Origin of the sequence: Arthrobacter sp. efr-133-TYG-120, from assembly GCF_030209785.1 — a bacterium.
Lineage (GTDB): Bacteria > Actinomycetota > Actinomycetes > Actinomycetales > Micrococcaceae > Arthrobacter.
Genome location: NZ_JARVRI010000042.1, coordinates 37,885 through 63,329 on the forward strand (window position 1 = coordinate 37,885; position 25,445 = coordinate 63,329).

Sequence of the window (25,445 nt, forward strand, 5' to 3'; positions counted from 1 at the left end):
TTCCGGGTTGCGGGCTACGTGCGCAACGAATGCCGCACTTTTGCACGCCCACCGGTCTTCGGGCCAGGGTCGCATGGACAACGCCAAAGCTCTCACGCAAACACAGGCCAACGCCTGGGCGCGGAGCAGAGATCAACCAACGGAGAACACGAAAGTGCCTACGATTAACCAGCTGGTCCGCAAGGGCCGCACGCCGAAGGTCTCCAAGACCAAGGCTCCCGCGCTTAAGGGCAGCCCGATGCGCCGCGGTGTTTGCACCCGCGTTTACACGACCACCCCGAAGAAGCCGAACTCGGCTCTCCGTAAGGTTGCTCGTGTCCGCCTCAACGGTGGCGTTGAAGTTACCGCCTACATCCCCGGTGTTGGCCACAACCTCCAGGAGCACTCCATCGTGCTGGTCCGTGGTGGTCGTGTGAAGGACCTTCCGGGTGTCCGTTACAAGATCGTCCGTGGTGCCCTCGATACCCAGGGTGTCAAGAACCGCAAGCAGGCCCGCAGCCGCTACGGCGCAAAGATGGAGAAGAAGTAATATGCCTCGCAAGGGTCCGGCCCCGAAGCGGCCGCTAGTTTCCGATCCCGTTTACGGTTCCCCGTTGGTCACCCAGCTGATCAACAAGGTTCTGATCGACGGCAAGAAGTCCACCGCAGAGCGCATCGTTTACGGCGCACTCGAAGGTGCACGCGCCAAGTCCGGTGGCGACCCCGTCGCCGCCCTCAAGAAGGCCATGGACAACGTCAAGCCTTCCCTCGAGGTCCGCTCCCGCCGTGTCGGTGGCGCAACCTACCAGGTTCCCGTTGAGGTCAAGCCGGGCCGCTCCACCGCCCTCGCTCTCCGCTGGCTGGTTGGCTACTCCAAGGCCCGCCGCGAGAAGACGATGACCGAGCGCCTCCAGAACGAAATCCTGGATGCGTCCAACGGTCTCGGTGCCGCTGTGAAGCGTCGCGAAGACACCCACAAGATGGCCGAGTCGAACAAGGCCTTCGCACACTACCGCTGGTAAAACTTCCCGTACGCCGCCGGCTCCCTGAGCTGGCGGCGAACGTGTAGTCCATCCGAAAGGGAGACACCGTGGCACAGGACGTGCTTACCGACCTTAGCAAGGTCCGCAACATCGGCATCATGGCCCACATCGATGCCGGCAAGACCACCACCACCGAGCGCATCCTGTTCTACACGGGTGTGAACCACAAGATCGGCGAAACGCACGACGGTGCTTCGACGACTGACTGGATGGAACAGGAAAAGGAACGCGGCATCACCATCACGTCTGCCGCCGTGACCTGCTTCTGGGACAAGAACCAGATCAACATCATTGACACCCCGGGCCACGTGGACTTCACGGTTGAGGTCGAGCGCTCGCTGCGCGTCCTCGACGGCGCCGTTGCTGTCTTCGATGGCAAGGAAGGCGTTGAGCCGCAGTCCGAGACTGTTTGGCGCCAGGCCGACAAGTACAACGTGCCGCGTATCTGCTTCGTCAACAAGATGGACAAGCTCGGCGCTGACTTCTACTTCACCGTAGACACCATCATCAGCCGCCTCGGCGCCAAGCCGCTGGTTCTCCAGCTGCCCATCGGTGCAGAGAACGACTTCATCGGCGTCGTGGATCTCCTTGAGATGCGCGCACTGGTGTGGCCGGGCGATGCCAAGGGTGACGTCACCATGGGTGCCAAGTACGAGGTCCAGGAGATCCCCGCCGATCTCCAGGCCAAGGCTGAGGAATACCGTGCACAGCTCGTTGAGACTGTTGCCGAGGCTTCCGAGGAACTCATGGAGAAGTACCTCGACGGTGAAGAACTCACTGTCGAGGAGCTCAAGGCCGGCATCCGCAAGATGACCATCAACTCCGAGCTCTACCCGGTTCTCTGTGGTTCTGCCTTCAAGAACCGCGGCGTACAGCCGATGCTGGATGCTGTTGTTGACTTCCTGCCGAACCCGCTCGACGTCCCGCCCATGGTCGGTCACGACCCGCGCGACGAAGAGAAGGAGCTCACCCGCAAGCCTTCCGCCGAGGAGCCGTTCTCGGCCCTCGCGTTCAAGATTGCGGCGCACCCGTTCTTCGGTCAGCTCACCTTCATCCGCGTGTACTCCGGTCACGTGGAAGCAGGCGCCCAGGTGGTCAACTCCACCAAGGGCAAGAAGGAGCGCATCGGCAAGCTGTTCCAGATGCACGCCAACAAGGAAATGCCTGTTGAAGGCGCTACCGCGGGCCACATCTACGCAGCAATCGGTCTGAAGGACACCACCACGGGCGACACCCTGTGCGACGCCAACAACCAGATCGTCCTCGAGTCCATGAGCTTCCCGGAGCCCGTGATCTCGGTTGCCATCGAGCCGAACACCAAGGGTGACCAGGAGAAGCTCTCCACGGCCATCCAGAAGCTCTCCGCTGAGGACCCGACCTTCCAGGTCTCCCTCAACGAAGACACCGGTCAGACCATCATCGCCGGCATGGGCGAGCTCCACCTGGACATCCTGGTGGACCGCATGCGCCGCGAATTCAAGGTCGAGGCAAACGTCGGCAAGCCGCAGGTTGCTTACCGCGAAACCATCAAGCGCGCTGTAGAGCGTCACGACTACACGCACAAGAAGCAGACCGGTGGTTCGGGTCAGTTCGCAAAGATCCAGATCGCTATCGAGCCGATGGACACCGCCGACGGCGAGCTCTACGCGTTCGAGAACAAGGTCACCGGTGGCCGCGTGCCCCGCGAGTACATCCCGTCCGTTGACGCGGGCATCCAGGATGCGCTCAACGACGGCGTTCTGGCAGGCTACCCGGTTGTCGGCATCAAGGCCACGCTGATTGACGGCGCGTACCACGATGTTGACTCCTCGGAAATGGCGTTCAAGATCGCCGGCCGTATGGCTTTCAAGGAAGCCGCACGCAAGGCGAACCCGGTTCTGCTCGAACCGCTGATGGATGTTGAGGTCCGCACCCCTGAGGAATACATGGGTGAAGTAATCGGTGACCTGAACTCCCGCCGTGGCCAGATGCAGTCCATGGAAGACGCCGCTGGCGTCAAGGTGATCCGTGCGCACGTTCCGCTGTCCGGCATGTTCGGCTACATCGGTGACCTGCGTTCGAAGACCCAGGGCCGTGCTGTGTACTCCATGACGTTCAACAGCTACGCCGAGGTCCCGAAGGCAGTTGCCGACGAGATCATCCAGAAGAACCGCGGCGAGTAATCACCGACGGATAAACCAGGATGTTGGCCCGTTCCGGGAAAGCATTCAGCGCAGGCGCCGGGCTGTAGCCCAGGCCGCAGCCCGGTCCTTGCGCGAACAGACTCCAGGTACCAACATTGGTCCCTGAATCTGCAATTTCACCAAATCCAAAGCCCCCAAGTAGACTTGCTGGAGTTTCTGCCGCGAAAAGCGCGGCCGAGGAGCAACTCACTTGAAATCGTTCTAGGAGGAACCTGTGGCAAAGGCAAAGTTCGAGCGGACTAAGCCGCACGTCAACATCGGCACCATTGGTCACGTTGACCACGGTAAGACGACGCTGACTGCCGCCATTTCCAAGGTGCTGTACGACAAGTACCCCACTCTCAACGAGCAGCGCGACTTCGCGTCGATTGACTCTGCTCCGGAAGAGCGCCAGCGTGGTATTACCATCAACATCTCCCACGTTGAGTACCAGACCGAGAAGCGCCACTACGCACACGTAGACGCTCCGGGTCACGCTGACTACATCAAGAACATGATCACCGGTGCTGCCCAGATGGACGGTGCGATCCTCGTGGTTGCCGCCACTGACGGCCCGATGGCTCAGACCCGCGAGCACGTTCTGCTCGCCCGCCAGGTTGGTGTTCCCTACCTGCTGGTCGCGCTGAACAAGTCCGACATGGTCGACGACGAAGAGCTTCTCGACCTCGTTGAAATGGAAGTTCGCGAGCTGCTCAGCGCTCAGGGCTTCGATGGCGACGACGCTCCCGTTGTCCGCGTTTCCGGCCTCAAGGCACTCGAAGGCGACCCGGTTTGGGTCAAGTCCGTCGAGGACCTCATGGAAGCTGTCGACAACTCGGTTCCGGACCCCGTTCGTGACCGCGACAAGCCGTTCCTGATGCCGATCGAAGACGTCTTCACGATCACCGGTCGTGGCACCGTTGTTACGGGTCGCGCCGAGCGCGGTACCCTCGCGATCAACTCCGAAGTTGAAATCGTTGGTATCCGTCCGGTCCAGAAGACCACCGTTACCGGTATCGAGATGTTCCACAAGCAGCTCGACGAAGCATGGGCCGGCGAGAACTGTGGCCTCCTGCTCCGCGGTCTGAAGCGCGACGACGTCGAGCGTGGCCAGGTTGTCGTCAAGCCGGGTTCCATCACCCCGCACACCGACTTCGAGGCCAACGTCTACATCCTGTCCAAGGACGAAGGCGGACGTCACAACCCGTTCTACTCGAACTACCGCCCGCAGTTCTACTTCCGTACCACGGACGTAACCGGCGTTATCACCCTGCCGGAAGGCACGGAAATGGTTATGCCTGGCGACAACACTGAGATGACCGTTGAGCTCATCCAGCCGATCGCTATGGAAGAGGGCCTCGGCTTCGCAATCCGTGAAGGTGGCCGCACCGTTGGTTCGGGACGTGTTACCAAGATCATCAAGTAGTTTCTACTTGTAGATCGGTGGAGGATCGGACGCCTGGCGTCCGGTAGCAAAGCAAAGAAGAACCCCGTCACTATCGTGGCGGGGTTCTTCTTTGCTATGGTTTATCTATCGAATGGATTAATGACGAAGTGTGGATCCGTGACTTTGCGGATCCGCAGGCCGTGCGGCTTCGTCGCCCTTGGACAGGAGAGCAGGAATGTCTGGCTTCTTTGGCACCATCCTCGTAATGGTTTTTGTCCTGGTCACTGCTTTGGTGTCGTATTCCTCAGGGAAATCGAAAGGGCGTTGGCTTGCCGAACGTGCTGCCGAACGGCTTGCAGACGATTCCGTCAGGCAGTATCGCTCAGGCTATCTGGCCGGCCACCTTGCAGGGTGGCGCGACGCCGAGGCCCACCGCGGAGCTGCTCCCGCGGAGTACCGGGAGTCCGGCCCGTCGCGCCCGGAGGGTTGGCAAACGCGCGCGACAGCTCCCGTTCAGAGCGTCCCGGCCCTAGCAACTCCAGGCCAGGCCGCCCCAGCCAAGACCGCTCCAGCCAAGACCGTTCCGGCCCTGCCCGTTCCAGTTGAGCCCTGGCCATTCCCCATCCAGCCGCAACCAGCCCGGATGCAAGCAATCCAGTCGCCAGAGGCCCGGATCCCGCCGGAGGCGCTGCGGGAAGAGGAAGCGGCCCGGAAACGGAAGCGGGACCGGCAGAACATCAACATCACCCTCTACGTGGCAAGCCTGCTGCTGGTCGCCGCTTCGGCGCTGTTCATCGGCTCCAGCCTTCCGTCCGTTCTCCGCTTCGTCGGAGTCTGGGCCATCACGGCTGCCTTCTATGCTGCGGGTTTCATCCTCCACGCGAGGGCTTCCAGGCTTCGGCCCGCCGCGATCGCCTTCGCGGGAACAGGCCTTGCGTTGATCCCCGTGACGGGCCTGGCGATGTACAACTTCGCGCTGCATAATGGCCCGGCGGCCTGGCTGGTTACGTCCGTCGTCGGGACAGTGGCCTATGTTGTCGCCGCGGTGCGACTCGACAACAGGGTTCTCGCTTTCCTGTCGTTGAGCTTCGTGGTCTCCGCGGCGTGGTCGGGCGTGTCCATGCTGGGCGGTGCCCTCGTCTGGTATTTCGCATGCCTGATCGGATTCGCCGTAGTCCTGACCCTGATAGCCATGCGCAGACCGCGCTGGCTTCCGCCGGTCTATGTCCGGCCCTTGATGTCCCTCCACCCCTATGTGGTGCCGCTCGTTACGCTTGCCGCGAGCTTCGTTCCCCAACATTTGGGGAAGGGTGAGTACGCCATCGTCATGATGGCGTGTGGACTGTATTTTGCCGTGATGGCGGCCCTTCCGCAGGGCATCTTCCGGCTCCCACAGTTCTATGCCGCGCGGCTCTCATTCACGGTGGCGTTCCTTGTACTCCTGTCCGACGCGGGGCTTGGACTCCCGGAAGTGCTGCTGGCCGGCGTCGTTCTCCTTGCGGCGCAGTCGCTATGGTCGGCATTCGACAGCAGCCGGCTGGTCCGTTGGTTCCCTGGGCTGGGCACATCCCAGGCGATCCGGCGCTGCCGCATTGATGCCGTGGCGTGTTTTGGCCTTCAATCGGCGGCTGCCTTCATGGCGGGCCTTGCCATCCTGGTCCGGCATTCCGGGACGCCCGTGGGGATCCCGTTGTTCGCGGCCCTCCTGTGCGGTCTGGTCCTGGCGTGGAAGCTGGGCGGCGAGGCCGAGTGGCTCCCTGTTGCCGCTCTTGTGATTGCTGCCCCGTTTGCCGATGAGCTGGGCGGTTGGCCGACAGCGGCATTGTTGGCTATCGCCGGCGCGTTCTGGCTGCTGCGCGCAAGCAGGTCTAGGGAGGGCAAACGCAAGGCCTTTGTCCTCGCGGGGCGCATTGCGCTCACTCTCAGTGTCCCGGCAGCGACGGCGGCGGTAGTGCCGGAGACTCCCGAGCGCCTTGCCGCCGTCGTCCTGGCGTTCCTCGCCGCAGTGACGTTCCAGTTGCTATTGGAGGCTGCGCTGGTCCGCTCGGGTGTCAGCACCTTCGCGCCGACCGCCTGCCTCGCAGCCTTTGCCGGTACCGGCATGGCAGCGCTGCCTTTGCTTTTTTTGCTGGACCAAGCATCGGGCCAGCCCCTCACTGTATCGGCCGTGGTGATTCACGTCCTTGCAGTCGCTTTGCTCGGCTTGACGCTGTTCCCGAAAGCTGTGGGCGACGCCGTGAGGACCGGAAGGGTGGTCGAGTTCCTCGCCCCGGCGGCATTTGCCTGGTCGGGGGCGTTGTCCTTCGGGGCAGTGTCCGTGTCGTTGGGAAACACGGTGTTGCTCGTCGGTGCGCTGTACTTCGCCGTTCAGGCGCTCCGCCTTCCCCGCACCCTGCATCGCCGCAGCTATTGGTGGGCAGCCCGTGCGCTCGTCACCCTGCTCGCCGGCACAGGCTATCTGCAGCTGCTCCGGGACGGAGGCGATTTGGTGGTGGCGGGGGAGAGGCTTCAACTTGCCACCGTGGTGTTCGTCGCCTTGACAGTCCAACTGATTCCGCCCCTCGTGGAGGCGGTCCGCGGTATTGACCGGGGCCTTGCGACAGTCGATTCCGCCGTGGTGCTCCCCTTCATGGCCGGCGCAGTCGCCGTCGTCAGCGTCTCCGGGAGGTACTCCGACGGCTCCGTGGCCGGAAGCTGGCAGGCGGTGGCGATCTCGATCACCATGGCGGCGTCGGCTGTGGCGGCGGGGTTCCTGCTTCGCACCGAGGCCGCCTCCGCGGTCTTCGCGCCGGCGACGTTGGCGCTCTTGCTATTGCTTCGCGGTGGGCACATTCACGAGGTCGAGGCTTTGCTTGCCATCTTCGCCGTATTCAGCGCCGTCATGGTCGCTGCGGTGCCCGCGCGCATGTCGAAGGGCGTCTACTTCATCGCCGCCAGGATTCTCACGGCCGCCGTTGCCGCGGTATTTGCCCACGACGTATCAGCCTCCGCCACGGCGGTGTCGCTGACTTTCGCGGGAGTCCTGGTGCTGCAGCACATCATTCGCGGGCTCATGCGGAACCGATTGCAGCAGATTCCCTTCCAATAGGCGGCAGTGTGGGTGACGCTCAGCGCGCAAGCAGTGCTGCCGGCGACGTACCTTTCGTCTGTGTCTCAGCCGGAAGCCCACGACGGCGGCCGCTGGGTGCTGCTGCTTGAGCTGGCCGTGCTGTTGGTTTCCGCCGTGGTCGCTCATCGGATCTTCACCGCCCGAGGCGCTGTGTATTTCACCATTCCGGCGTCGATTGCAGTGGTGGTGGCGGCCGGACCCGAGGTGTCCTTCCCTCCCGGAACCTGGCTGGCCGAACCCTTGCTGGGCCACACGGCGGTGCCCCTGGTGCTGCTCGCTATGTCACTCGTGGTGACTTGCGCGAGGCTACTCGTCCAACCAGGAAGCGGCGTCCCTGAACATTGGTTCTGGCTGGCGGCGTCGCTGGCCTTCGGCGGTGCCGGAGGGGTGGCGTCCGTTGATGTATCGGACACCGCCATGGGAATGGCTGGACTGGTGCTGGCGGTGGTCTGCTTCGTGGCCTCCCACGTCGAGGGAATGCCGGGCTTCTACCCGCTTGCCTCCGCCGCGAGCCTCGTTGGTGCTACTGTCTTGGCTGCTTCGGTCCTGGATGACGCTCGGCTCCTGTGGCTGTCTGGGGCTCAATGGGAGGATTTCCTGCCGTGGCTCCTGGGCTGCGCAGGATCGGCCGCTGTGCTTTACGCTGTCCGTTGGTCCCGGATCCCGGGTGTGGGATCGCACCCAGTGCGCAAGTTGTCGCTCGCTGTAACAGCAGGAGGGGGATTTGCCCTGGCCGCAGCTGCAGGCCTACTGCACGATGACACCGCTGTGGCAGGAACGTGCTTGCTCGGCGCTGCCGTGGCCGTGGCTTTCCTCGAGGTACCTCGCGCCATCAGATTCGCTGTCGCGGAGCTCGGTGCGGTGCTGGTGCTTGCCGCCGCACAGCGGTCGCTCCTCTTCGTCCATGGAGCCAGGCCCGAGCTCTTTTGGGTGGTGCAGTGGTTCGCGGTCCTGGGTGCCGTTTTGGCAGGGGTGCGCTATTACGTTGGGGACAAGCTGGAGGGGCGTATCAGAGGGGGGATCGCCTCAGGCTTGTTGTCCTTCGGAGGCCTCCTCTCGATAGTGCCAGGAAGCCTCTTCCCGGGCACTGTGCCACAGCAGCTATGGGTCCTCGTCGGATTCGCGGTGCTAGTGCTTGCCGGACTTGTCCTCGCCGAGCGCATGTTCGTGTGGTGGGGTGCCGTGGGCGTTGCGCTCAGCGTGATGTGGGCCCTTCGTTCCTATGCCTTCGCGATGCTCGCCGTGATCGCCTTGGCATTGATTGTCCTTGCGGTCTGGCGGCTCAACAGGACTGCTCCCTGATACCGTTGCCTCAAGGGAGGAATGCGAAATGGGAACGCTGATTTTTCTGGTCTTGGTGGTTGTTGTGGTAGCCGGGGTCTTGTGGGGAAGGAAATACTTCCGCCGCGAGATCGAGCGCGCCAAGCGCATCAATCGGGCGAACAGGAAAGACTGATTTAGCACAATCGGTCCACAAAGGGACTTCGAATCAGCTCCGTCGCGCCTTGCTCAAGGACTGGTACCAGTAGTACGAGTCCTTGGGGGTTCTCTCAAGGGTATCGAAATCAACGTGCACCAGGCCGAACCGTTGCGAATAGCCTGCGGCCCATTCGAAGTTGTCCAGTAGCGTCCAGACGTAGTAGCCGAGAAGGTCGACGTCGTGGGCGATCCCGCCGGGGGCAGTGGCCCTCAAGGCCTGGCCAAGGTGCGAGGCAAGATAGCTGATGCGGTCGGCGTCGTGCACCGGACCCTGGGTGTGGTCCGGTTCCGGAAAGCTCGCTCCGCTCTCCGTGATGAACAGCGGAGGCAGCGCCGCTCCGTAGCGGTCTTTCAGCTCCCGCAGCAGGATTCCGAGGTGTTCGGGAGCCACAGGCCAACCGAATCCTGTCGTCTCGTATTCGGGAAACGCCGCCAGATGGAACGGCAGCTTGGCCATCATGTCCGGGGTGTTCCAGTGGGCGGTTCCGTCGCCGCGGCCCGAGGCCACCTTGACGGGGTAGTAGTAGTTCAGGCCGTAGAAATCCAACGGCTGGTGGATGGTTTTGAGGTCCTCGTCGCGGACCTTGCCCAAGGCCCGGAACCAAGGCCTTACCTGGAGCGGCGGCTTTGGGTACTTCCCCAGGAGGATGGGATCGGCGTACACCCGGTTGAAGATGAGGTCGAAGGCCTTGGCCATGAGACCGTCTGCAAGCCGCTTGCTTGCGGGCCGGACCGGAGAGTGGACATTGGCTACGCCGACAGTTCCCGCCACGCCGGCGGCGCGCAGGGCCTGGACCGCCAGGCCGTGCCCCAACAACTGGTGGTGGGCAGCCGGCAGGGCATCGAAGAGCAGACGCCTGCCGGGAGCGTGGACACCGAGCGCATAACCTTGCAACGCGACCGAAACCGGTTCGTTAAGGGTGACCCATTGCGCCACGCGGTCACCGAAGCGGTGTGCGGCCGCGGCGGAGTATTCGGCGAACCGTTCCGCAGTCGCCCGATTCAGCCAGCCGCCGTCGTGCTCCAACGGCAGGGGAGTATCCCAATGGAACAAGGTCACCATGGGGGAGATCCCGGCCTTCAGGAGCTTGTCGATCAGGCGGTCGTAGAAATCCAGGCCCTGTTGATTGATGGGCCCCTTGCCGCCGGGTTGGATTCGCGGCCAGGAGAGGGAGAACCGGTAGGAATCCACGCCCAGGTCCTGCATGAGGGCAATGTCCTCGTCCGTCCGGTTGTAGTGGTCGCAGGCGACTGCCGGGGAGTGCCCATCGACGATCGCGCCCGGTTTCTCGGCAAATGCGTCCCAGCTCGACGGTCCTCGTCCGTCCGCTGTGAGCGAGCCCTCGATCTGGAAGGCCGCGGCAGCGACACCCAAAGTGAAGTCCGGCCGGATGCGGCCTGCAAGATCCCCCACAGTGGCAGCATCTTGGACGGTCATGCCCCCATCATCCCGAGCGCAGGTGCCGATGGCAATGGTCAGGGAGGTCCGATTGGCTTATGCCGGGGAATTCCGGCATACTAGGTGAGTTGTTCAAGCGCTTCTTCGCGTCCCGATCCGGATAATGCCGGGTGTCAGGGTCCAAGCTGAAGCCCAAACATAACCCAGATCCCCAAAGGAATACGGACGCGTTTGCGTGGAAATCGCGACACGCCCGACCGCGGGGGTCGGTTACACCGGCAAGTTGAGGAACCCGGATCCCTCCGGATTCAGCTTGTGCGGCGGGTGGTAGTACTACTTCAAATGCTTCGGCAGCCACATACAACACGTAAGTGAACAGGGCAGCCTTTATTCGAGGGCAGCACAGACTGAAAGAGAGTCAGGCGACATGGCGGGACAAAAAATCCGCATCCGGCTGAAGTCATATGACCACGAGGTCATTGATGTTTCAGCGCGGAAGATCGTTGAGACGGTCACGCGCGCAGGCGCAACGGTAGTGGGCCCCGTGCCGCTGCCGACGGAGAAGAACGTGTACTGCGTTATCCGCTCTCCCCACAAGTACAAGGACAGCCGTGAGCACTTTGAAATGCGTACTCACAAGCGTCTGATCGACATCATCGACCCCACGCCGAAGGCTGTTGACTCGCTTATGCGTCTCGACCTGCCGGCTGACGTGAACATCGAAATCAAGCTGTAGGGAGGTGCTGAGAAAACTATGACCGCAACCCGTAACGTAAAGGGCCTGCTGGGCACGAAGCTCGGCATGACCCAGGTCTGGGACGAGAACAACAAGCTCATCCCGGTAACTGTCGTCCAGGCTGACTCCAACGTCATCACCCAGCTGCGCAACGCAGAGACTGATGGCTATGTCGCCGTTCAGATCGGCTACGGCCAGATCGATCCCCGCAAGGTCACCAAGCCGCTGGCTGGTCACTTTGAAAAGGCTGGCGTAACTCCTCGCCGCCACGTCGTCGAACTGCGCACTGCAGACGCCGCGTCTTACGAACTGGGCCAGGAGCTTTCTGTTGAGCTCTTCGAAGCCGGTCAGAAGATCGACGTCGTCGGCACCAGCAAGGGTAAGGGCTTCGCCGGTGTTATGAAGCGTCACGGCTTCCACGGTGTTGGAGCCTCCCACGGTGCGCACAAGAACCACCGCAAGCCCGGTTCAATCGGTGGCGCATCCACCCCGAGCCGCGTCTTCAAGGGTCTGAAAATGGCCGGTCGCATGGGCGCAGAACGTCACACCACGCTGAACCTCACGGTTCACGCTGTTGACGCCGAGAAGTCGCTGCTCCTTATCAAGGGTGCCGTCCCCGGTGCCCGCGGCCAGGTCGTCCTCGTACGCACCGCCGTGAAGGGAGCCTAGTTAAATGACTAGCACTGTCAAGGTAGACCTGCCTGCAGAGATCTTCGACGTCCAGACCAACGTGCCGCTGCTGCACCAGGTCGTCGTCGCACAGCTCGCTGCTGCTCGCCAGGGTACCCACAAGACCAAGACCCGCGCCGAAGTTTCCGGTGCAGGCCGCAAGCCGTTCAAGCAGAAGGGCACCGGCCGCGCCCGTCAGGGTTCCATCCGTGCTCCTCACATGACCGGTGGTGGCATCGTCCACGGCCCGACGCCGCGTGACTACAGCCAGCGGACCCCCAAGAAGATGAAGGCTGCCGCACTGCGTGGCGCCCTGTCCGACCGCGCCCGTAACGGCCGCATCCACGTCGTTTCTGAACTGGTTGCCGGCACCAAGCCGTCCTCCAAGGCAGCACTGGCCGCGTTGCGTGCAGTCTCCGAGCGTCGGAACCTGCTCGTTGTTATCGAGCGCGCCAACGATGTTGCCGCACTGTCCGTGCGCAACCTCGCAGATGTTCACGTTCTGTACGCAGACCAGCTGAACACCTACGACGTGCTGGTTTCCGACGACGTTGTCTTCACCAAGGCTGCGTTCGAGGCTTTCATCGCTGACAAGGCAAAGAACGAGGAGGATGCCAAGTGAGTGCAGCCACCATCAAAGACCCGCGCGACGTCGTCATTGCACCCGTCGTTTCGGAAAAGAGCTACGGCCTGATCGACGAGGGCAAGTACACCTTCCTGGTGGACCCCCGCTCGAACAAGACCGAGATCAAGCTGGCCGTGGAGAAGATTTTCTCCGTCAAGGTCGAATCGATCAACACCATCAACCGTGCCGGTAAGCGCAAGCGGACCAAATTCGGCTGGGGACAGCGCAAGAGCACCAAGCGTGCAATTGTCACCCTCAAAGAAGGCACAATCGACATCTTCGGCGGTCCGCTCGCGTAGCGGAGACCACTTTAACGAGGAAATGAATTATGGGAATCCGTAAATACAAGCCGACTACCCCGGGCCGTCGCGGCTCGAGCGTAGCCGACTTCTCCGAAATCACGCGATCGACTCCGGAAAAGTCGTTGCTGCGTCCGCTGCACAAGACTGGCGGCCGTAACAACACCGGTAAGATCACTACCCGTCACAAGGGTGGTGGCCACAAGCGCCAGTACCGTCTGATCGACTTCCGTCGCCACGACAAGGACGGCGTCAACGCCCGCGTTGCCGAAATCGAGTACGATCCGAACCGCACGGCTCGCATCGCCCTCCTGCACTACGTTGATGGCACCAAGCGTTACATCATCGCCCCGAACAAGCTGTCCCAGGGTGACTTCGTCGAGGCTGGCCCCGACGCTGACATCAAGCCGGGCAACAACTTGCCGCTGCGCAATATCCCGGTTGGTACCACCATCCACGCAGTTGAACTGCGTCCGGGTGGCGGCGCCAAGATGGCCCGTTCCGCAGGTGCTTCGGTTCAGCTCGTCGCCAAGGAAGGCCGTTTCGCCCAGCTGCGTCTGCCCTCCGGTGAAATCCGCAACGTTGACGTGCGCTGCCGCGCTACCGTCGGCGAGGTCGGCAACGCCGAGCAGTCGAACATCAACTGGGGTAAGGCCGGCCGTATGCGCTGGAAGGGCGTTCGCCCGACCGTCCGTGGTGTCGCCATGAACCCGGTCGATCACCCGCACGGTGGTGGTGAAGGTAAGACTTCCGGTGGACGTCACCCGGTCAACCCGAACGGTAAGCGTGAAGGCCGCACCCGCCGCCCCAACAAAGAGAGCGACAAGCTTATTGTTCGTCGCCGCCGTACTGGCAAGAACAAGCGATAGGAGCCTGGACACATGCCACGCAGCCTGAAAAAAGGTCCTTTCGTAGACCAGCACCTCTTTGTGAAGGTCGCCAGGGAAAACGAAAAGGGCACCAAGAACGTCATCAAGACCTGGTCCCGCCGTTCGATGATCGTCCCGGACATGCTGGGTCACACGATTGCCGTTCACGACGGACGCAAGCACATTCCGGTGTTTGTCACTGAGTCGATGGTCGGGCACAAGCTCGGCGAATTCGCTCCCACGCGGACATTCCGCGGCCATGTCAAGGACGACCGTAAGGGCAAGCGCCGCTAAGGCGCTCGCTCTACGGCTAAGACGAGAGAAGGAAAGCAATGGAAGCCAAGGCTATTGCGCGTCACATCCGCGTAACGCCTATGAAGGCCCGGCGCGTCGTCAACCTTGTTCGTGGTAAGCAAGCGAATGAGGCTCTGGCAATTCTGAAGTTCGCCGAACAGGCAGCTTCGGAGCCGGTATTCAAGGTAGTTCAGTCGGCAATGGCAAACGCACGGGTCCTCGCGGACCGCGACGGCGTTGCCTTTGACGAAGGAGACCTCTACATCAGCGAAGCGTTTGTTGATGAAGGCCCGACCATGAAGCGGTTCCAGCCGCGTGCTCAGGGTCGCGCATTTCAGATCAAGAAGCGCACGAGCCACATCACCGTGGTAGTCGCTACCCCGGAGAAAGAGGAGGCTCGCTAAGTGGGACAGAAAGTAAACCCGCACGGGTTCCGACTCGGCATCACCACCGATCACGTATCGCACTGGTTTGCTGACAGCACCAAGGCTGGCCAGCGGTACAAGGACTTCGTTCGCGAAGACATCCGCATCCGCCAGCTCATGTCCACGGGCATGGAGCGCGCTGGCATCGCCAAGGTCGAAATCGAGCGCACCCGTGACCGTGTCCGCGTGGACATCCACACGGCCCGCCCGGGTATCGTCATCGGCCGCCGCGGCGCAGAAGCAGACCGCATTCGCGGCGAGCTCGAGAAGCTCACCGGCAAGCAGGTCCAGCTGAACATCCTCGAGGTCAAGAACCCCGAGATGGAAGCCCAGCTTGTTGCCCAGGGCGTTGCTGAGCAGCTGACTTCCCGCGTGGCTTTCCGCCGTGCGATGAAGAAGGCCATGCAGTCCGCACAGCGTGCGGGTGCCAAGGGTATCCGTATTGCTTGCTCCGGTCGACTGGGTGGCGCAGAAATGTCCCGCTCGGAGTTCTACCGCGAAGGCCGTGTGCCCCTGCACACCCTGCGTGCGAACATCGACTACGGCTTCTACGAAGCCAAGACCACCTTCGGCCGCATCGGCGTGAAGGTCTGGATCTACAAGGGCGACGTCACTGCCAAGGAACTGGCTCAGCAGGCAGCTGCTGCTCCGTCCCGCGGCCGTGGTCCGAGCGACCGCCCGGGCCGCCCGGGTGGCGCGGACCGTGGTGACCGCCGTCGTCGTACCGACCGTCCGGCAGCTGACGCAGCACCTGCTGCTGCAGAGGCTCCGGCAGCTGAAGCTGCTGCTCCCGCAGCAGAAGGAGGACAGGCTTAAATGCTTATCCCACGTCGAGTCAAGCACCGTAAGCAGCACCACCCGGGTCGTTCCGGCGCTGCAACGGGCGGCACCAAGGTCACCTTCGGTGAGTACGGCATCCAGGCGCTGAGCCCGGCCTACGTCACGAACCGTCAGATCGAGTCTGCCCGTATCGCGATGACCCGCCACATCAAGCGTGGCGGTAAGGTCTGGATCAACATTTATCCGGACCGTCCGCTGACGAAGAAGCCGGCCGAAACCCGCATGGGTTCCGGTAAGGGTTCTCCGGAATGGTGGGTCGCAAACGTCAAGCCGGGCCGCGTTCTCTTCGAGCTCGCCGGTGTCAATGAAGAGGTAGCTCGCGAGGCACTGCGCCTGGCAATCCACAAGCTGCCGTTGAAGGCACGCATTGTGCGTCGCGAAGGTGGTGAATAGAAATGGCAGTAGGGTCGAAGGATCTCGCACCCGCACAGCTGGACGGTTTCGACAACGAGCGTCTCGTTGAAGAACTCCGCAAGTCCAAGGAAGAGCTGTTCAACCTGCGTTTCCAGTCCGCCACCGGACAGCTGGAGAACCACGGTCGTCTGCGCGCGGTAAAGAAGGACATCGCACGCATCTACACCGTTCTCCGTGAGCGCGAGCTGGGCATTCGTGCCGAGGTTGCCGCACCGGTTGTGGAAGCCAAGGAAGAAAAGAAGTCCAAGAAGGCAGAAGCCAAGGCTGAGAAGGCCGAAGCCGAGGCTGGAGAGGACGCCAAGTGAGCGAACAGAAGGAAACTGTGACGGAAGCAGCAGCCAGCGCTGAACAGCGCGGTTACCGTAAGACGCGTCGCGGCTACGTTGTCTCTGACAAGATGGAAAAGACCATCGTTGTTCAGGTTGAAGACCGCGTGAAGCACGCTCTGTACGGCAAGGTCATTCGCCGCACCTCGAAGATCAAGGCTCACGACGAGCAGAACACCGCCGGCATCGGCGACCTCGTTCTGATCTCTGAGACCCGCCCGCTGTCCGCTACAAAGCGGTGGCGCCTGGTCGAGATCCTCGAAAAGGCTAAGTAATCCCGCGTCGGGCTTTGTCCGGCAGCGATATGGATTGGTGGAAGGCCCGTATTCCGGAAGGAATGCGGGCCTTTCCGCGTTTCGGTCCTTAGCATAAAACGTGCTAGGATATTGAGTTTGTATGGCGCCAGTTGTGCGTCAACGACCACCTCGTAAACAATCGTGCCGCGGCATACTGCCCCGCGCAGTTATTTCCGCAAGGGAAGCTGATGCTGGCGGCACGGGAGTTTAGGCCTGCACTGGCAAAATCCAGGCAGGTCAAGAGACACCCCGATCAACCGTTCCGCAAGGCTCATTCCGTATGCTCCATTTCGGTCTGAGAACCGGCGCGACGCAAGGAGTAAAAATTGATTCAGCAGGAGTCGCGACTGAAGGTCGCCGACAACACGGGTGCTAAGGAAATCCTTACCATTCGCGTTCTCGGTGGATCCGGCCGTCGCTACGCAGGCATTGGCGACGTCATTGTCGCAACCGTCAAGGACGCTATCCCGGGCGGCAACGTAAAGAAGGGTGACGTCGTCAAGGCTGTCATCGTTCGTACCAAGAAGGAACGCCGCCGTGCGGATGGTTCCTACATCAAGTTTGACGAGAACGCAGCTGTGATTCTGAAGAACGACGGCGACCCCCGCGGTACCCGTATCTTCGGCCCGGTTGGTCGTGAACTGCGTGACAAGAAGTTCATGAAGATCGTTTCGCTGGCTCCGGAGGTGCTGTAACCCATGGGTGCAAAGATCAAGAAGGGTGACCTGGTTCAGGTCATCACCGGCGCCAAGCAGGAACGTGGCGGCGACCGTGGCAAACAGGGCAAGGTTCTTCGCGTGTTCACCGAGACCAACCGCGTCCTGGTAGAAGGCATCAACCGAGTCACCAAGCACACCAAGGTCGGTCAGTCGCAGCGCGGCACCAAGACCGGTGGCATCGAGGTCGTTGAGGCCCCGATCCACGTCTCCAACGTTGCTCTTGTTGACCCCTCGACCAAGAAGCCGACCCGCGTTGGTTTCCGTCTCGAGACCGTTGAGAAGGACGGCGTCTCCAAGTCCGTCCGTGTCCGCGTGTCCAAGGCATCCGGGAAGGACATCTAATGACTGAGACTCTCGAGACTCCAGCGAAGATCGTTCCGCGTCTGAAGACGAAGTACGCCGATTCCATCAAGCAGACCCTGGTTGAGGAATTCAAGTACGAGAACGTGAACCAGGTTCCCCGCCTGGTGAAGGTTGTTGTGAACATGGGTGTTGGAGATGCCGCCAAGGACTCCAAGTTGATCGACGGCGCTGTCCGCGACCTCACCCTGATCACCGGCCAGAAGCCGCAGGTAACCAAGGCCCGCAAGTCGATCGCCCAGTTCAAGCTGCGCGAAGGCATGCCCATCGGTGCACACGCAACTCTGCGTGGGGACCGTATGTGGGAATTCGTGGACCGCCTCGTGACCCTCGCCCTGCCCCGTATCCGCGACTTCCGCGGCCTTAACGGCAAGCAGTTCGACGGCAACGGCAACTACACCTTCGGTCTGACCGAGCAGGTTATGTTCCACGAAATCGACCAGGACTCCATCGACCGCGTTCGCGGTATGGACATCACGGTTGTCACCACTGCAAAGACCGATGACGAAGGCCGTGCGCTGCTCAAGGCACTTGGCTTCCCGTTCAAATCCGAAGACTAATAACTACGTAGTAGGTCCGGCCGCGGCTGCTTTGCAGCCAACGCGGAAACCATTACGAGGAAGGGCAAGAGCCCACAATGACTATGACAGATCCTGTCGCAGACATGCTTACGCGTCTGCGCAACGCCAACTCGGCATACCACGACACCGTGAGCATGCCGTACAGCAAGCTCAAGGCACGCGTTGCCGACATCCTGAAGGCAGAAGGCTACATCGCTGCTTGGAAGGAAGAGGAAGCCGAAGTCGGCAAGAAGCTGACCATCGACCTCAAGTTCGGTCCGAACCGCGAGCGTTCGATTGCTGGTGTCCGCCGCATTTCCAAGCCTGGTCTCCGCGTTTACGCGAAGTCCACCAACCTGCCTCACGTGCTGGGTGGCCTGGGTATCGCAATCCTGTCCACCTCTTCCGGCCTCCTGACTGACAAGCAGGCCGGCAAGAAGGGCGTGGGCGGCGAAGTCCTCGCGTACGTCTGGTAACGGGAAAGGAAGAGAATAATGTCACGTATTGGACGTCTCCCCATCACCGTTCCTGCCGGCGTTGAAGTTAAGGTTGATGGCTCTGTCATCAACGTCAAGGGCACCAAAGGCGAGCTGAGCCACACTGTAGCCAGCCCGATCGAGGTCACCCTGGACGAAAGCACCTTGACTGTCACCCGCCCGAACGACGAGCGCGCTTCGCGTTCCCTGCACGGCCTGACCCGCACCCTGATCGCGAACATGATCGAGGGCGTCACCAAGGGCTACGAAAAGAAGCTTGAAATCGTTGGTACCGGTTACCGCGTTCAGGCCAAGGGTTCTGACCTTGAGTTCGCTCTCGGCTTCAGCCACCCGGTCAATGTCTCCGCTCCGGAAGGCATCACCTTCACGGTGGAGGGGCCGACCAAGCTCTCCGTCGCTGGTATCTCCAAGCAGCAGGTCGGCGAGGTTGCTGCCAACATTCGCAAGCTGCGCAAGCCCGACCCTTACAAGGGCAAGGGTGTCCGTTACGCCGGCGAAGTTATCCGCCGCAAGGTCGGAAAGGCTGGTAAGTAAACCATGGCCATCGCAATTAACAAGAAGCGTACGAACAAGAGCAAGTCTGCTGCACGCAGCCGTCGCCAGCTTCGTATCCGCAAGCGCATCACCGGCACGGCTGTTCGTCCTCGTCTGGTCGTCAACCGCTCCGCACGCCACATCTTCGTCCAGGTTGTCGATGACAGCAAGGGTGTAACCGTGGCTTACGCTTCCACTTTGGAAGCTGACCTTCGTGCATTCGACGGCGACAAGACTGCCAAGGCCAAGCGCGTCGGCGAGCTCGTTGCCGGGCGTGCCAAGGCTGCAGGCATCGAAGCTGTTGTCTTCGACCGCGGTGGTAACAAGTACCACGGCCGGATCGCCGCCGTCGCTGACGGCGCACGTGAAGGTGGGCTGGCACTGTGACCGTTGAGAATAACGAAAAGGACATTCAGGTGACTGAAGCTGCAGCTGCTGAGGCAACTGAGACTGCTGCTGCCACCGACGACCGCCGCGGCGGCCGTCGTGGCGAGCGTGGTGACCGTGGCCAGGGCCGCGGCGACCGTGGTGGCCGTGGTGGCCGCGACGGCGGTCGCGAGGCCGAGAAGAGCCAGTTCGTAGAGCGCGTTGTAACCATCAACCGTGTTGCCAAGGTCGTCAAGGGTGGTCGTCGCTTCAGCTTCACCGCCCTGGTCGTCGTCGGTGACGGCAACGGCCTGGTTGGCGTCGGCTACGGCAAGGCGAAGGAAGTTCCGGCAGCTATCGCGAAGGGCGTTGAAGAGGCTAAGAAGTCATTCTTCCGCGTTCCCCGCGTTGGCAACACCATCCCGCACCGCGTGCAGGGTGAGGCCGCAGCAGGCGTTGTCATGCTGCGTCCGGCTTCCCCGGGTACCGGTGTTATCGCCGGTGGTCCGGTCCGCGCGGTACTGGAATGCGTCGGTATCCACGACGTTCTCTCCAAGTCGCTCGGTTCCTCGAACGCCATCAACATCGTTCACGCGACTGTTGACGCCCTGAAGCGACTGGAAGAGCCCGCTTCCGTGGCAGCCCGCCGTGGCCTGCCGCTGGACGAGGTTGCTCCTGCTGCTCTGGTGCGCGCACTCCAGAACCAGAAGGCAGGTGTCTAGTCATGGCTAAGAACCTGACTCCCTCCGACGCTCAGTTGGAGATCACCCAGATCAAGGGCGTCATCGGCGCCAAGCAGAACCAGCGTGAGACCCTGCGGTCCCTCGGCCTCAAGCGCATCGGACACACTGTTGTCCGTACCGCTGATGCCGTAACCGTTGGAATGCTCAACACGGTTCCGCACCTCGTGAATGTAGAGGAGGCGAAGTAATGGCCGAGAACAAAACCGCCGATAAGGCAGAGAACGTGGCTGCCGACAAGCAGAACACTCTGAAGGTCCACCACCTGCGTCCCGCCCCCGGTGCCAAGACTGCCAAGACCCGTGTTGGTCGTGGTGAAGGCTCCAAGGGTAAGACCGCAGGTCGCGGTACCAAGGGTACGAAGGCCCGCTACCAGGTCAAGGCTGGCTTTGCCGGCGGCCAGTTGCCGCTGCACATGCGCCTGCCGAAGCTTCGCGGCTTCAAGAACCCGTTCCGGGTTGAGTTCCAGGTTGTAAACCTGGACAAGCTCAACGAGCTGTTCCCGGAAGGTGGCGCTGTCACCGTCGAGTCCCTGGTTGAGAAGGGTGCCGTTCGCAAGAACCAGCCCGTCAAGGTGCTGGGCACCGGCGACATCACCGTCAAGGTTGACGTCACCGCCCACGCTTTCTCCTCCAGCGCAGCTGAGAAGATCGCAGCAGCAGGCGGAACCACCACTGCCCTCTAAGGGCTCTGGGCTATCGCTCGCTGTAAAAAGACTCCCGGTGCGGAGGGCTTCGGCCCCCTGCTCCGGGAGTTTTTTCATATGGCGCGCACCCCTCGATTGTTCGCATGGCGCATCAAACCGTTAGACTCGGGTGTTGGGTTTCAATGACCCCTTTCGACACCCTTGGACTTTTAACTCAGGAGGACGCTTGCTAAGCGCATTCGGCCGGGCATTTCGGACGCCTGATCTGCGACGCAAGTTGTTGTTCACGCTGGGAATCATCACAATCTTCCGCTTGGGAGCTTTTATCCCCTCGCCTGGTGTGAGCTACCAAAATGTTCAGCAATGTTTGTCAAGCAATCAGGACCAGGGCGGCCTCTACCAGCTCGTCAACCTGTTCAGCGGTGGTGCACTGCTGCAGGTTTCGATCTTTGCCCTGGGGATCATGCCGTACATCACGGCGAGCATCATCGTGCAGCTGCTCCGCGTGGTCATTCCGCGGTTCCAGCAGCTGTATGACGAAGGTGCCTCGGGCCAGTCGAAGCTGACGCAGTACACGCGTTATCTGACCATTGCGCTGGGCTTGCTGAACGCCACCACGCTGGTGTCCCTGGCACGCTCCGGACAGCTGCTGCCGAACTGCCAGCTGCCGATCATCCCGGACACGAGCATCATCGCCACGATCCTCGTGGTCATCACCTTGACGGCCGGTACCGGCCTCATCATGTGGATGGGCGAACTGGTTACCGAGAAGGGCGTGGGCAACGGCATGTCCCTGCTCATCTTCACCTCCATCGCTGCCGGCTTCCCGACCTCGCTCGGTGCCATCTGGAACTCCAAGGGACCGGGCACCTTCTTCACGGTGTTGGCGATCGGCCTCGTAACCGTCGCACTCGTGGTCTTCGTGGAGCAGTCCCAGCGGCGCATTCCGGTCCAGTACGCCAAGCGTATGATCGGCCGGCGCACCGTGGGCGGCACCAGCACCTACATCCCCATCAAGGTGAACATGGCCGGCGTCGTGCCTGTCATCTTTGCCTCCTCGATGCTCTACCTGCCGGGGCTGATTGCGCAGTTCAACCAGCCGAAGGCCGGAGAGTCCATCGCCCCGTGGGTTGAGTGGATCAACAACAACCTCACCAAGGGCGACCACCCCATCTACATGGCGCTGTATTTCGTCATGATTGTGTTCTTCACCTACTTCTACGTCGCGATCACCTTCAACCCTGAAGAGGTCTCGGACAACATGAAGAAGTACGGAGGGTTCATTCCGGGCATCCGGGCGGGTAAACCGACCGCGGACTACCTGCAGTACGTGCTTTCCAGGATCACCCTCCCCGGCGCCTTTTACTTGGGCTTCGTGGCGTTGATTCCGCTGGTCGCACTCGTCCTGATCAGCGCCAACCAGAACTTCCCGTTCGGTGGCACGTCAATTCTGATCATGGTGGGTGTGGGCCTGGAAACCGTCAAGCAGATTGATGCGCAGCTACAACAACGTCACTACGAAGGGCTTTTGCGATGACGAGAATGCTGATCATTGGACCCCCGGGTTCGGGCAAGGGAACCCAGGCTGAGCGGATTTCCGAGCGCTTGGGCGTAGTCGCCATCTCTACCGGCGACATCTTCCGTGCGAACGTCAAGGGCGAAACCCCGCTGGGTATTGAGGCAAAGAAGTACATGGACGCCGGCGATTTCGTTCCGGACAGCGTCACCAACAAGATGGTCCGCGACCGCCTGAGTGAAAGCGACGTCGAGAACGGCTTCCTGCTCGACGGCTACCCGCGCACCACCGCCCAGGTGGAATACCTGGACCGGATCCTCGCCGACACGGAAGAGAAGCTCGACGTCGTGCTTCAGCTGACGGCCGACGACGAGGAACTTGTTTCGCGTTTGCTGGGCCGTGCCAAGGAGACCGGGCGCTCGGATGACAACGAAGGCGTCATCCGCCACCGCCTGGACCTCTACCACGAGCAGACCGAGGCCGTCGTGGCCAAGTATGCCGAACGGGGCATCCTGACCCAGGTCGATGGCATTGGCGGCATCGACGAGGTCACGGATCGCGTCCTGTTGGCCATCGAGGCAGCCAAGGCGGTCTAGCCGCCGAACGACTGTTGAAGAGGGTGTGTCCCGCGCCGGAGCTGACTGCTCCCGTGCGGGACACGCCCTTTTTGCTTCCCCGTTTGAGCGCCTGAAATCAGAACCAATTTACGGGCGTTTGTGGCTCCGGTTTCGGGCTGGGCCGCTGATGCGGGAAAATAGGAAGCCAGAGGGGGTCTGGATCTGCAGCCCACCACAAGCAGCACACGACAAGAGGAGACCATGGCGTTCGGCCAGCCCCGCATCGAATACAAGACCAATGAGCAAATGCGCAAAATGCACGAGGCCGGATTGGTCCTCAGCAGAGCGCTCGACGCAGCCGTTGAAGCTGCGAAACCGGGCGTGACCACGCGCGAGATCGACGCCGTGTTCGCCGCGGTCCTCATCGACGCTGGAGCGAAGTCGAACTTCCTCGGATACCACGGCTTCCCCGCCACCATCTGCACATCCGTCAACGAGGAAGTGGTTCACGGCATCCCAGGCGACCGGGTCCTGCAGGACGGGGACATCATTTCGATTGATGGCGGGGCGATCGTTGACGGTTGGCACTCCGACTCTGCACGCACTGTGATAGTCGGCGCGGCGGATCCTGAAGATCAGCGGCTCTCGGATGTCACCCAAGCCGCCATGTGGCGCGGAATCGCTGCTTTGGCCAAAGGCAAGTTCGTCGGCGATGTCGGCAACGCCGTGGACGACTACGTCTCCTCCGTCCCGGGAAAGCCGCTGGGCATCCTGGAAGACTACGTAGGACACGGCATCGGCTCCGAGATGCACATGGCCCCTGACGTGTTGAACTACCGCACTACGCACCGAGGCCCGAAAATCAGGCCGGGACTCTGCCTTGCGATTGAGCCCATGCTCGTCCGCGGCAGCATCGAAACAGCAACCCTCGACGACGACTGGACTGTGGTGACCACTGACGGCAAGCGCTCGTGCCAGTGGGAGCACTCGGTCGCCGTCCACGAAAAGGGCATCTGGGTGCTTTCCGCGCCCGACGGCGGCGCGGAGCAGCTGGCGCCGCTCGGCGTCGTGCCCGTTCCGATTCCCTGATCAGACGCGGCTGCCCAACTAGCTCGCATTAGATGTCGTTCTGACGCGTCAAAACGACATTAATTGCAAGCTAGTTGGGCGGCGGGCAGCACTCGGCGCGTTGAGCCTCAGCTCTTGAGCTTGGGCTTCACGTCCTTGGTGTAGATGCCATCGAGGGTTGTCTTGAGGTCCGTCATGGTGGCCTTCACGTCGCCCTGCTGGGTGAGGATCTTCGCAGCAGCCTTGGCCATTTCCTGATCGGCACCGGGCAGGAATACGCGGGCGTTGTCCTGCACCTTGGTCACGGCGAGCTGGTCCATGGCCGTCTTGATTTGCGGAGTCTTGGCGAGGACCGCAGTCATGTCCGCGGAAACGCGCGTGGGCATGTAGCCGGTGGCAGCGGAGAATGCCGCCGTGTTCTCAGGTTCGGTCATGAATTTCAGGAAAGTGGCAGCCGCGAGCTGGACTTCCTTGCTGACGCCGCTGGGAATCCCGAGTCCCGCGCCGCCGGTGGGGCAGACGTTGGTCTCGGCCTTGGGGCCGCCCGGCAGGAAGCCGACGCCGACGTTGAACTTAGCGGACTTCAGCACGCCCAGCAGGTCTCCGGTGGAGGAGATCGTGGTGGAGGTGATGCCTGCGGAAAAGTCGTCCGCGGCGTTCTTGGAGGAGACGCCGGCCCACTTGTCCTTGTAGATGGAGTCCTGGGCCCACTGCAGGGCCGTGACGGACTCGGTGGAGTCGCAGTTGAAGGTCCAGCCGTTGGACCAGCTGCCGCCCCAGCCCCACAGGTTGTTCTGCAGGGTCCAGCCGGCGTATCCGGCAAGGGCCGGGTAGATGTAGGCGTACTTCGCGCCCGAGCTTGCCTGGAGCTTGGGGGCCCACTCGGCGAACTCCTGCCAGGTCTTGGGAGCCCGGTCCGGAAGGCCGGCGGCCTTGAAATGGTCCTTGTTGTAGTAGAAAAGCGGGGTGGAGCGGCCGTAGGGGAGCGCCCACTGCTTGTTGGCGTATTGGTAGTCCGCGACGAGGGACTTCTGGAAGTCGTCAATCTTGACGTCCAGCTGCTTGATGAGTCCGTCCAACGGGATGATGTTGCCGTTGGTGTAGTAGCGGAACCACCAGACGTCGGAGAGCACCACGAGGCCGGGGAGGGCCGACTTCGCTGCCTGCGAGGTCTGGAACTTCTGCGCGATTTCCTCGTAGTTGGCGCCCGCCGTCACGAGGTTCACCTTGATGTCCGGGAACTTCGCCTGGAACTTGTCGATGATGGATTGCTCGACCGCCTGGGACTGGCCGGGGTGGCTGGTCCAAAAGTCGAAGGAGCCGGCCGGCTTGACCCCCGTGAAGTCGATGTCCGAGGGGCTGCTGCTCGTTGCGCTGCCGCCCGTCGACGGACCGCCGCATGCTGCAAGGGCGGCGGCGCCGACTCCGAGTCCGGCGAGCCCCAGGAAGTTTCTACGATCAAGATTCATTGCCATGATTGGTCCTCTCAAGGATGCAAAGGTGGTGATGGGGTTGTGTGGACGTGCTGTGC

General features: G+C 61.8%; 32 protein-coding genes. 30 read left to right on the top strand and 2 right to left on the bottom strand.

All coding sequences use genetic code 11. The features are described from left to right. The first annotated feature begins 154 nt into the window (after window positions 1-154). The 7 genes from rpsL to QRN51_RS21545 all read left to right on the top strand — a co-directional run bounded on the left by rpsL (window position 155) and on the right by QRN51_RS21545 (window position 9,136). Window positions 155-529, top strand: coding sequence for a 30S ribosomal protein S12 (gene rpsL / locus QRN51_RS21515; RefSeq protein ID WP_009358312.1), 375 nt, complete (start codon window positions 155-157; stop codon window positions 527-529). A 1-nt stretch (window position 530) separates the two neighbouring features. Next, complete coding sequence (rpsG, locus tag QRN51_RS21520) at window positions 531-1,001, top strand: 30S ribosomal protein S7 (protein ID WP_059387355.1); 471 nt, start codon at window positions 531-533, stop codon at window positions 999-1,001. 68 nt (window positions 1,002-1,069) lie between these two features. Continuing rightward, the gene (gene fusA / locus QRN51_RS21525; protein WP_059387356.1) at window positions 1,070-3,184 is read left to right on the top strand and encodes an elongation factor G; all 2,115 of its coding nucleotides are present in this window, start codon (window positions 1,070-1,072) and stop codon (window positions 3,182-3,184) included. Window positions 3,185-3,419: 235 nt separating this feature from the next. Beyond that, entirely contained in the window at window positions 3,420-4,610 is a 1,191-nt protein-coding gene (tuf, locus tag QRN51_RS21530; RefSeq protein ID WP_059387357.1) for an elongation factor Tu, read from the top strand. A gap of 196 nt (window positions 4,611-4,806) precedes the next feature. Further along, entirely contained in the window at window positions 4,807-7,659 is a 2,853-nt protein-coding gene (locus QRN51_RS21535; RefSeq protein WP_284991829.1) for a hypothetical protein, read from the top strand. A 60-nt stretch (window positions 7,660-7,719) separates the two neighbouring features. Continuing rightward, window positions 7,720-8,982 carry a hypothetical protein gene (locus QRN51_RS21540; RefSeq protein WP_284991830.1) on the top strand — a complete coding sequence of 421 codons (1,263 nt, stop codon included), beginning with the start codon at window positions 7,720-7,722 and terminating at the stop codon, window positions 8,980-8,982. Window positions 8,983-9,010: 28 nt separating this feature from the next. Further along, window positions 9,011-9,136 carry a hypothetical protein gene (locus tag QRN51_RS21545; protein ID WP_284991831.1) on the top strand — a complete coding sequence of 42 codons (126 nt, stop codon included), beginning with the start codon at window positions 9,011-9,013 and terminating at the stop codon, window positions 9,134-9,136. Between the two features lie 33 nt (window positions 9,137-9,169). On the opposite strand, the gene QRN51_RS21550 is transcribed toward QRN51_RS21545, so the two are convergent. Next, window positions 9,170-10,597 (bottom strand): GH1 family beta-glucosidase, encoded by a 1,428-nt coding sequence (locus QRN51_RS21550; RefSeq protein WP_284991832.1) that lies wholly within the window; start codon window positions 10,595-10,597, stop codon window positions 9,170-9,172. 388 nt (window positions 10,598-10,985) lie between these two features. On the opposite strand from QRN51_RS21550, the gene rpsJ reads away from it, so the two are divergent. From rpsJ to map, 23 genes are all read left to right on the top strand, one after another. After that, window positions 10,986-11,294 carry a 30S ribosomal protein S10 gene (gene rpsJ, locus QRN51_RS21555; RefSeq protein ID WP_003803825.1) on the top strand — a complete coding sequence of 103 codons (309 nt, stop codon included), beginning with the start codon at window positions 10,986-10,988 and terminating at the stop codon, window positions 11,292-11,294. A gap of 18 nt (window positions 11,295-11,312) precedes the next feature. Continuing rightward, a complete protein-coding gene (gene rplC / locus QRN51_RS21560; protein WP_059387360.1) occupies window positions 11,313-11,963 on the top strand; it encodes a 50S ribosomal protein L3 in 651 nt (216 codons plus the stop codon). Between the two features lie 4 nt (window positions 11,964-11,967). Continuing rightward, window positions 11,968-12,585, top strand: coding sequence for a 50S ribosomal protein L4 (gene rplD, locus QRN51_RS21565; RefSeq protein WP_059387361.1), 618 nt, complete (start codon window positions 11,968-11,970; stop codon window positions 12,583-12,585). Continuing rightward, window positions 12,582-12,887, top strand: a complete 306-nt coding sequence (gene rplW / locus QRN51_RS21570) for a 50S ribosomal protein L23 (protein ID WP_059387362.1) — start codon at window positions 12,582-12,584, stop codon at window positions 12,885-12,887. Before rplD ends, rplW begins: the two co-directional genes overlap by 4 nt. 29 nt (window positions 12,888-12,916) lie before the next feature. Next, entirely contained in the window at window positions 12,917-13,756 is an 840-nt protein-coding gene (gene rplB / locus QRN51_RS21575; protein ID WP_028265104.1) for a 50S ribosomal protein L2, read from the top strand. Between the two features lie 12 nt (window positions 13,757-13,768). Next, entirely contained in the window at window positions 13,769-14,050 is a 282-nt protein-coding gene (gene rpsS, locus QRN51_RS21580) for a 30S ribosomal protein S19 (protein ID WP_018773666.1), read from the top strand. Window positions 14,051-14,088: 38 nt separating this feature from the next. Beyond that, on the top strand, window positions 14,089-14,454 hold the full coding sequence (rplV, locus tag QRN51_RS21585) for a 50S ribosomal protein L22 (RefSeq protein ID WP_028265103.1): 366 nt from the start codon (window positions 14,089-14,091) through the stop codon (window positions 14,452-14,454). Continuing rightward, window positions 14,455-15,291, top strand: a complete 837-nt coding sequence (gene rpsC / locus QRN51_RS21590; RefSeq protein ID WP_284991833.1) for a 30S ribosomal protein S3 — start codon at window positions 14,455-14,457, stop codon at window positions 15,289-15,291. Then, window positions 15,292-15,708: a 50S ribosomal protein L16 gene (gene rplP, locus QRN51_RS21595; RefSeq protein WP_028265101.1), complete on the top strand. Its 417-nt coding sequence runs from the start codon at window positions 15,292-15,294 to the stop codon at window positions 15,706-15,708. 2 nt (window positions 15,709-15,710) lie between these two features. Next, on the top strand, window positions 15,711-16,034 hold the full coding sequence (rpmC, locus tag QRN51_RS21600; RefSeq protein WP_059387364.1) for a 50S ribosomal protein L29: 324 nt from the start codon (window positions 15,711-15,713) through the stop codon (window positions 16,032-16,034). After that, entirely contained in the window at window positions 16,031-16,330 is a 300-nt protein-coding gene (rpsQ, locus tag QRN51_RS21605; protein ID WP_059387365.1) for a 30S ribosomal protein S17, read from the top strand. The genes rpmC and rpsQ overlap by 4 nt, the downstream gene beginning before the upstream one ends. A 347-nt stretch (window positions 16,331-16,677) precedes the next feature. Then, on the top strand, window positions 16,678-17,046 hold the full coding sequence (rplN, locus tag QRN51_RS21610) for a 50S ribosomal protein L14 (RefSeq protein ID WP_003803789.1): 369 nt from the start codon (window positions 16,678-16,680) through the stop codon (window positions 17,044-17,046). A gap of 3 nt (window positions 17,047-17,049) precedes the next feature. After that, a complete protein-coding gene (gene rplX / locus QRN51_RS21615; RefSeq protein WP_059387366.1) occupies window positions 17,050-17,412 on the top strand; it encodes a 50S ribosomal protein L24 in 363 nt (120 codons plus the stop codon). Continuing rightward, entirely contained in the window at window positions 17,412-17,990 is a 579-nt protein-coding gene (rplE, locus tag QRN51_RS21620) for a 50S ribosomal protein L5 (protein WP_059387367.1), read from the top strand. Before rplX ends, rplE begins: the two co-directional genes overlap by 1 nt. Window positions 17,991-18,067: 77 nt before the next feature. Continuing rightward, window positions 18,068-18,466 (top strand): 30S ribosomal protein S8, encoded by a 399-nt coding sequence (rpsH, locus tag QRN51_RS21625; protein ID WP_028265096.1) that lies wholly within the window; start codon window positions 18,068-18,070, stop codon window positions 18,464-18,466. Window positions 18,467-18,484: 18 nt separating this feature from the next. Next, window positions 18,485-19,021, top strand: coding sequence for a 50S ribosomal protein L6 (gene rplF, locus QRN51_RS21630; RefSeq protein ID WP_059387368.1), 537 nt, complete (start codon window positions 18,485-18,487; stop codon window positions 19,019-19,021). A 3-nt stretch (window positions 19,022-19,024) separates the two neighbouring features. Then, window positions 19,025-19,408, top strand: coding sequence for a 50S ribosomal protein L18 (rplR, locus tag QRN51_RS21635; protein ID WP_059387369.1), 384 nt, complete (start codon window positions 19,025-19,027; stop codon window positions 19,406-19,408). A 29-nt stretch (window positions 19,409-19,437) separates the two neighbouring features. Beyond that, the gene (gene rpsE, locus QRN51_RS21640; RefSeq protein WP_171983517.1) at window positions 19,438-20,109 is read left to right on the top strand and encodes a 30S ribosomal protein S5; all 672 of its coding nucleotides are present in this window, start codon (window positions 19,438-19,440) and stop codon (window positions 20,107-20,109) included. 2 nt (window positions 20,110-20,111) lie between these two features. Further along, on the top strand, window positions 20,112-20,318 hold the full coding sequence (gene rpmD / locus QRN51_RS21645) for a 50S ribosomal protein L30 (protein WP_059387371.1): 207 nt from the start codon (window positions 20,112-20,114) through the stop codon (window positions 20,316-20,318). Beyond that, window positions 20,318-20,812, top strand: a complete 495-nt coding sequence (gene rplO, locus QRN51_RS21650) for a 50S ribosomal protein L15 (protein WP_284991834.1) — start codon at window positions 20,318-20,320, stop codon at window positions 20,810-20,812. Before rpmD ends, rplO begins: the two co-directional genes overlap by 1 nt. A gap of 187 nt (window positions 20,813-20,999) precedes the next feature. Continuing rightward, window positions 21,000-22,310, top strand: a complete 1,311-nt coding sequence (gene secY, locus QRN51_RS21655) for a preprotein translocase subunit SecY (RefSeq protein WP_059387373.1) — start codon at window positions 21,000-21,002, stop codon at window positions 22,308-22,310. 5 nt (window positions 22,311-22,315) lie between these two features. After that, window positions 22,316-22,885 carry an adenylate kinase gene (locus tag QRN51_RS21660; protein ID WP_284991857.1) on the top strand — a complete coding sequence of 190 codons (570 nt, stop codon included), beginning with the start codon at window positions 22,316-22,318 and terminating at the stop codon, window positions 22,883-22,885. Between the two features lie 222 nt (window positions 22,886-23,107). Further along, on the top strand, window positions 23,108-23,935 hold the full coding sequence (map, locus tag QRN51_RS21665) for a type I methionyl aminopeptidase (RefSeq protein WP_284991835.1): 828 nt from the start codon (window positions 23,108-23,110) through the stop codon (window positions 23,933-23,935). A 107-nt stretch (window positions 23,936-24,042) separates the two neighbouring features. Here the strand turns inward: map and QRN51_RS21670 are convergent, their stop codons facing one another. Continuing rightward, the gene (locus QRN51_RS21670) at window positions 24,043-25,389 is read right to left on the bottom strand and encodes an ABC transporter substrate-binding protein (RefSeq protein ID WP_059387375.1); all 1,347 of its coding nucleotides are present in this window, start codon (window positions 25,387-25,389) and stop codon (window positions 24,043-24,045) included. Window positions 25,390-25,445: the final 56 nt, after the last annotated feature.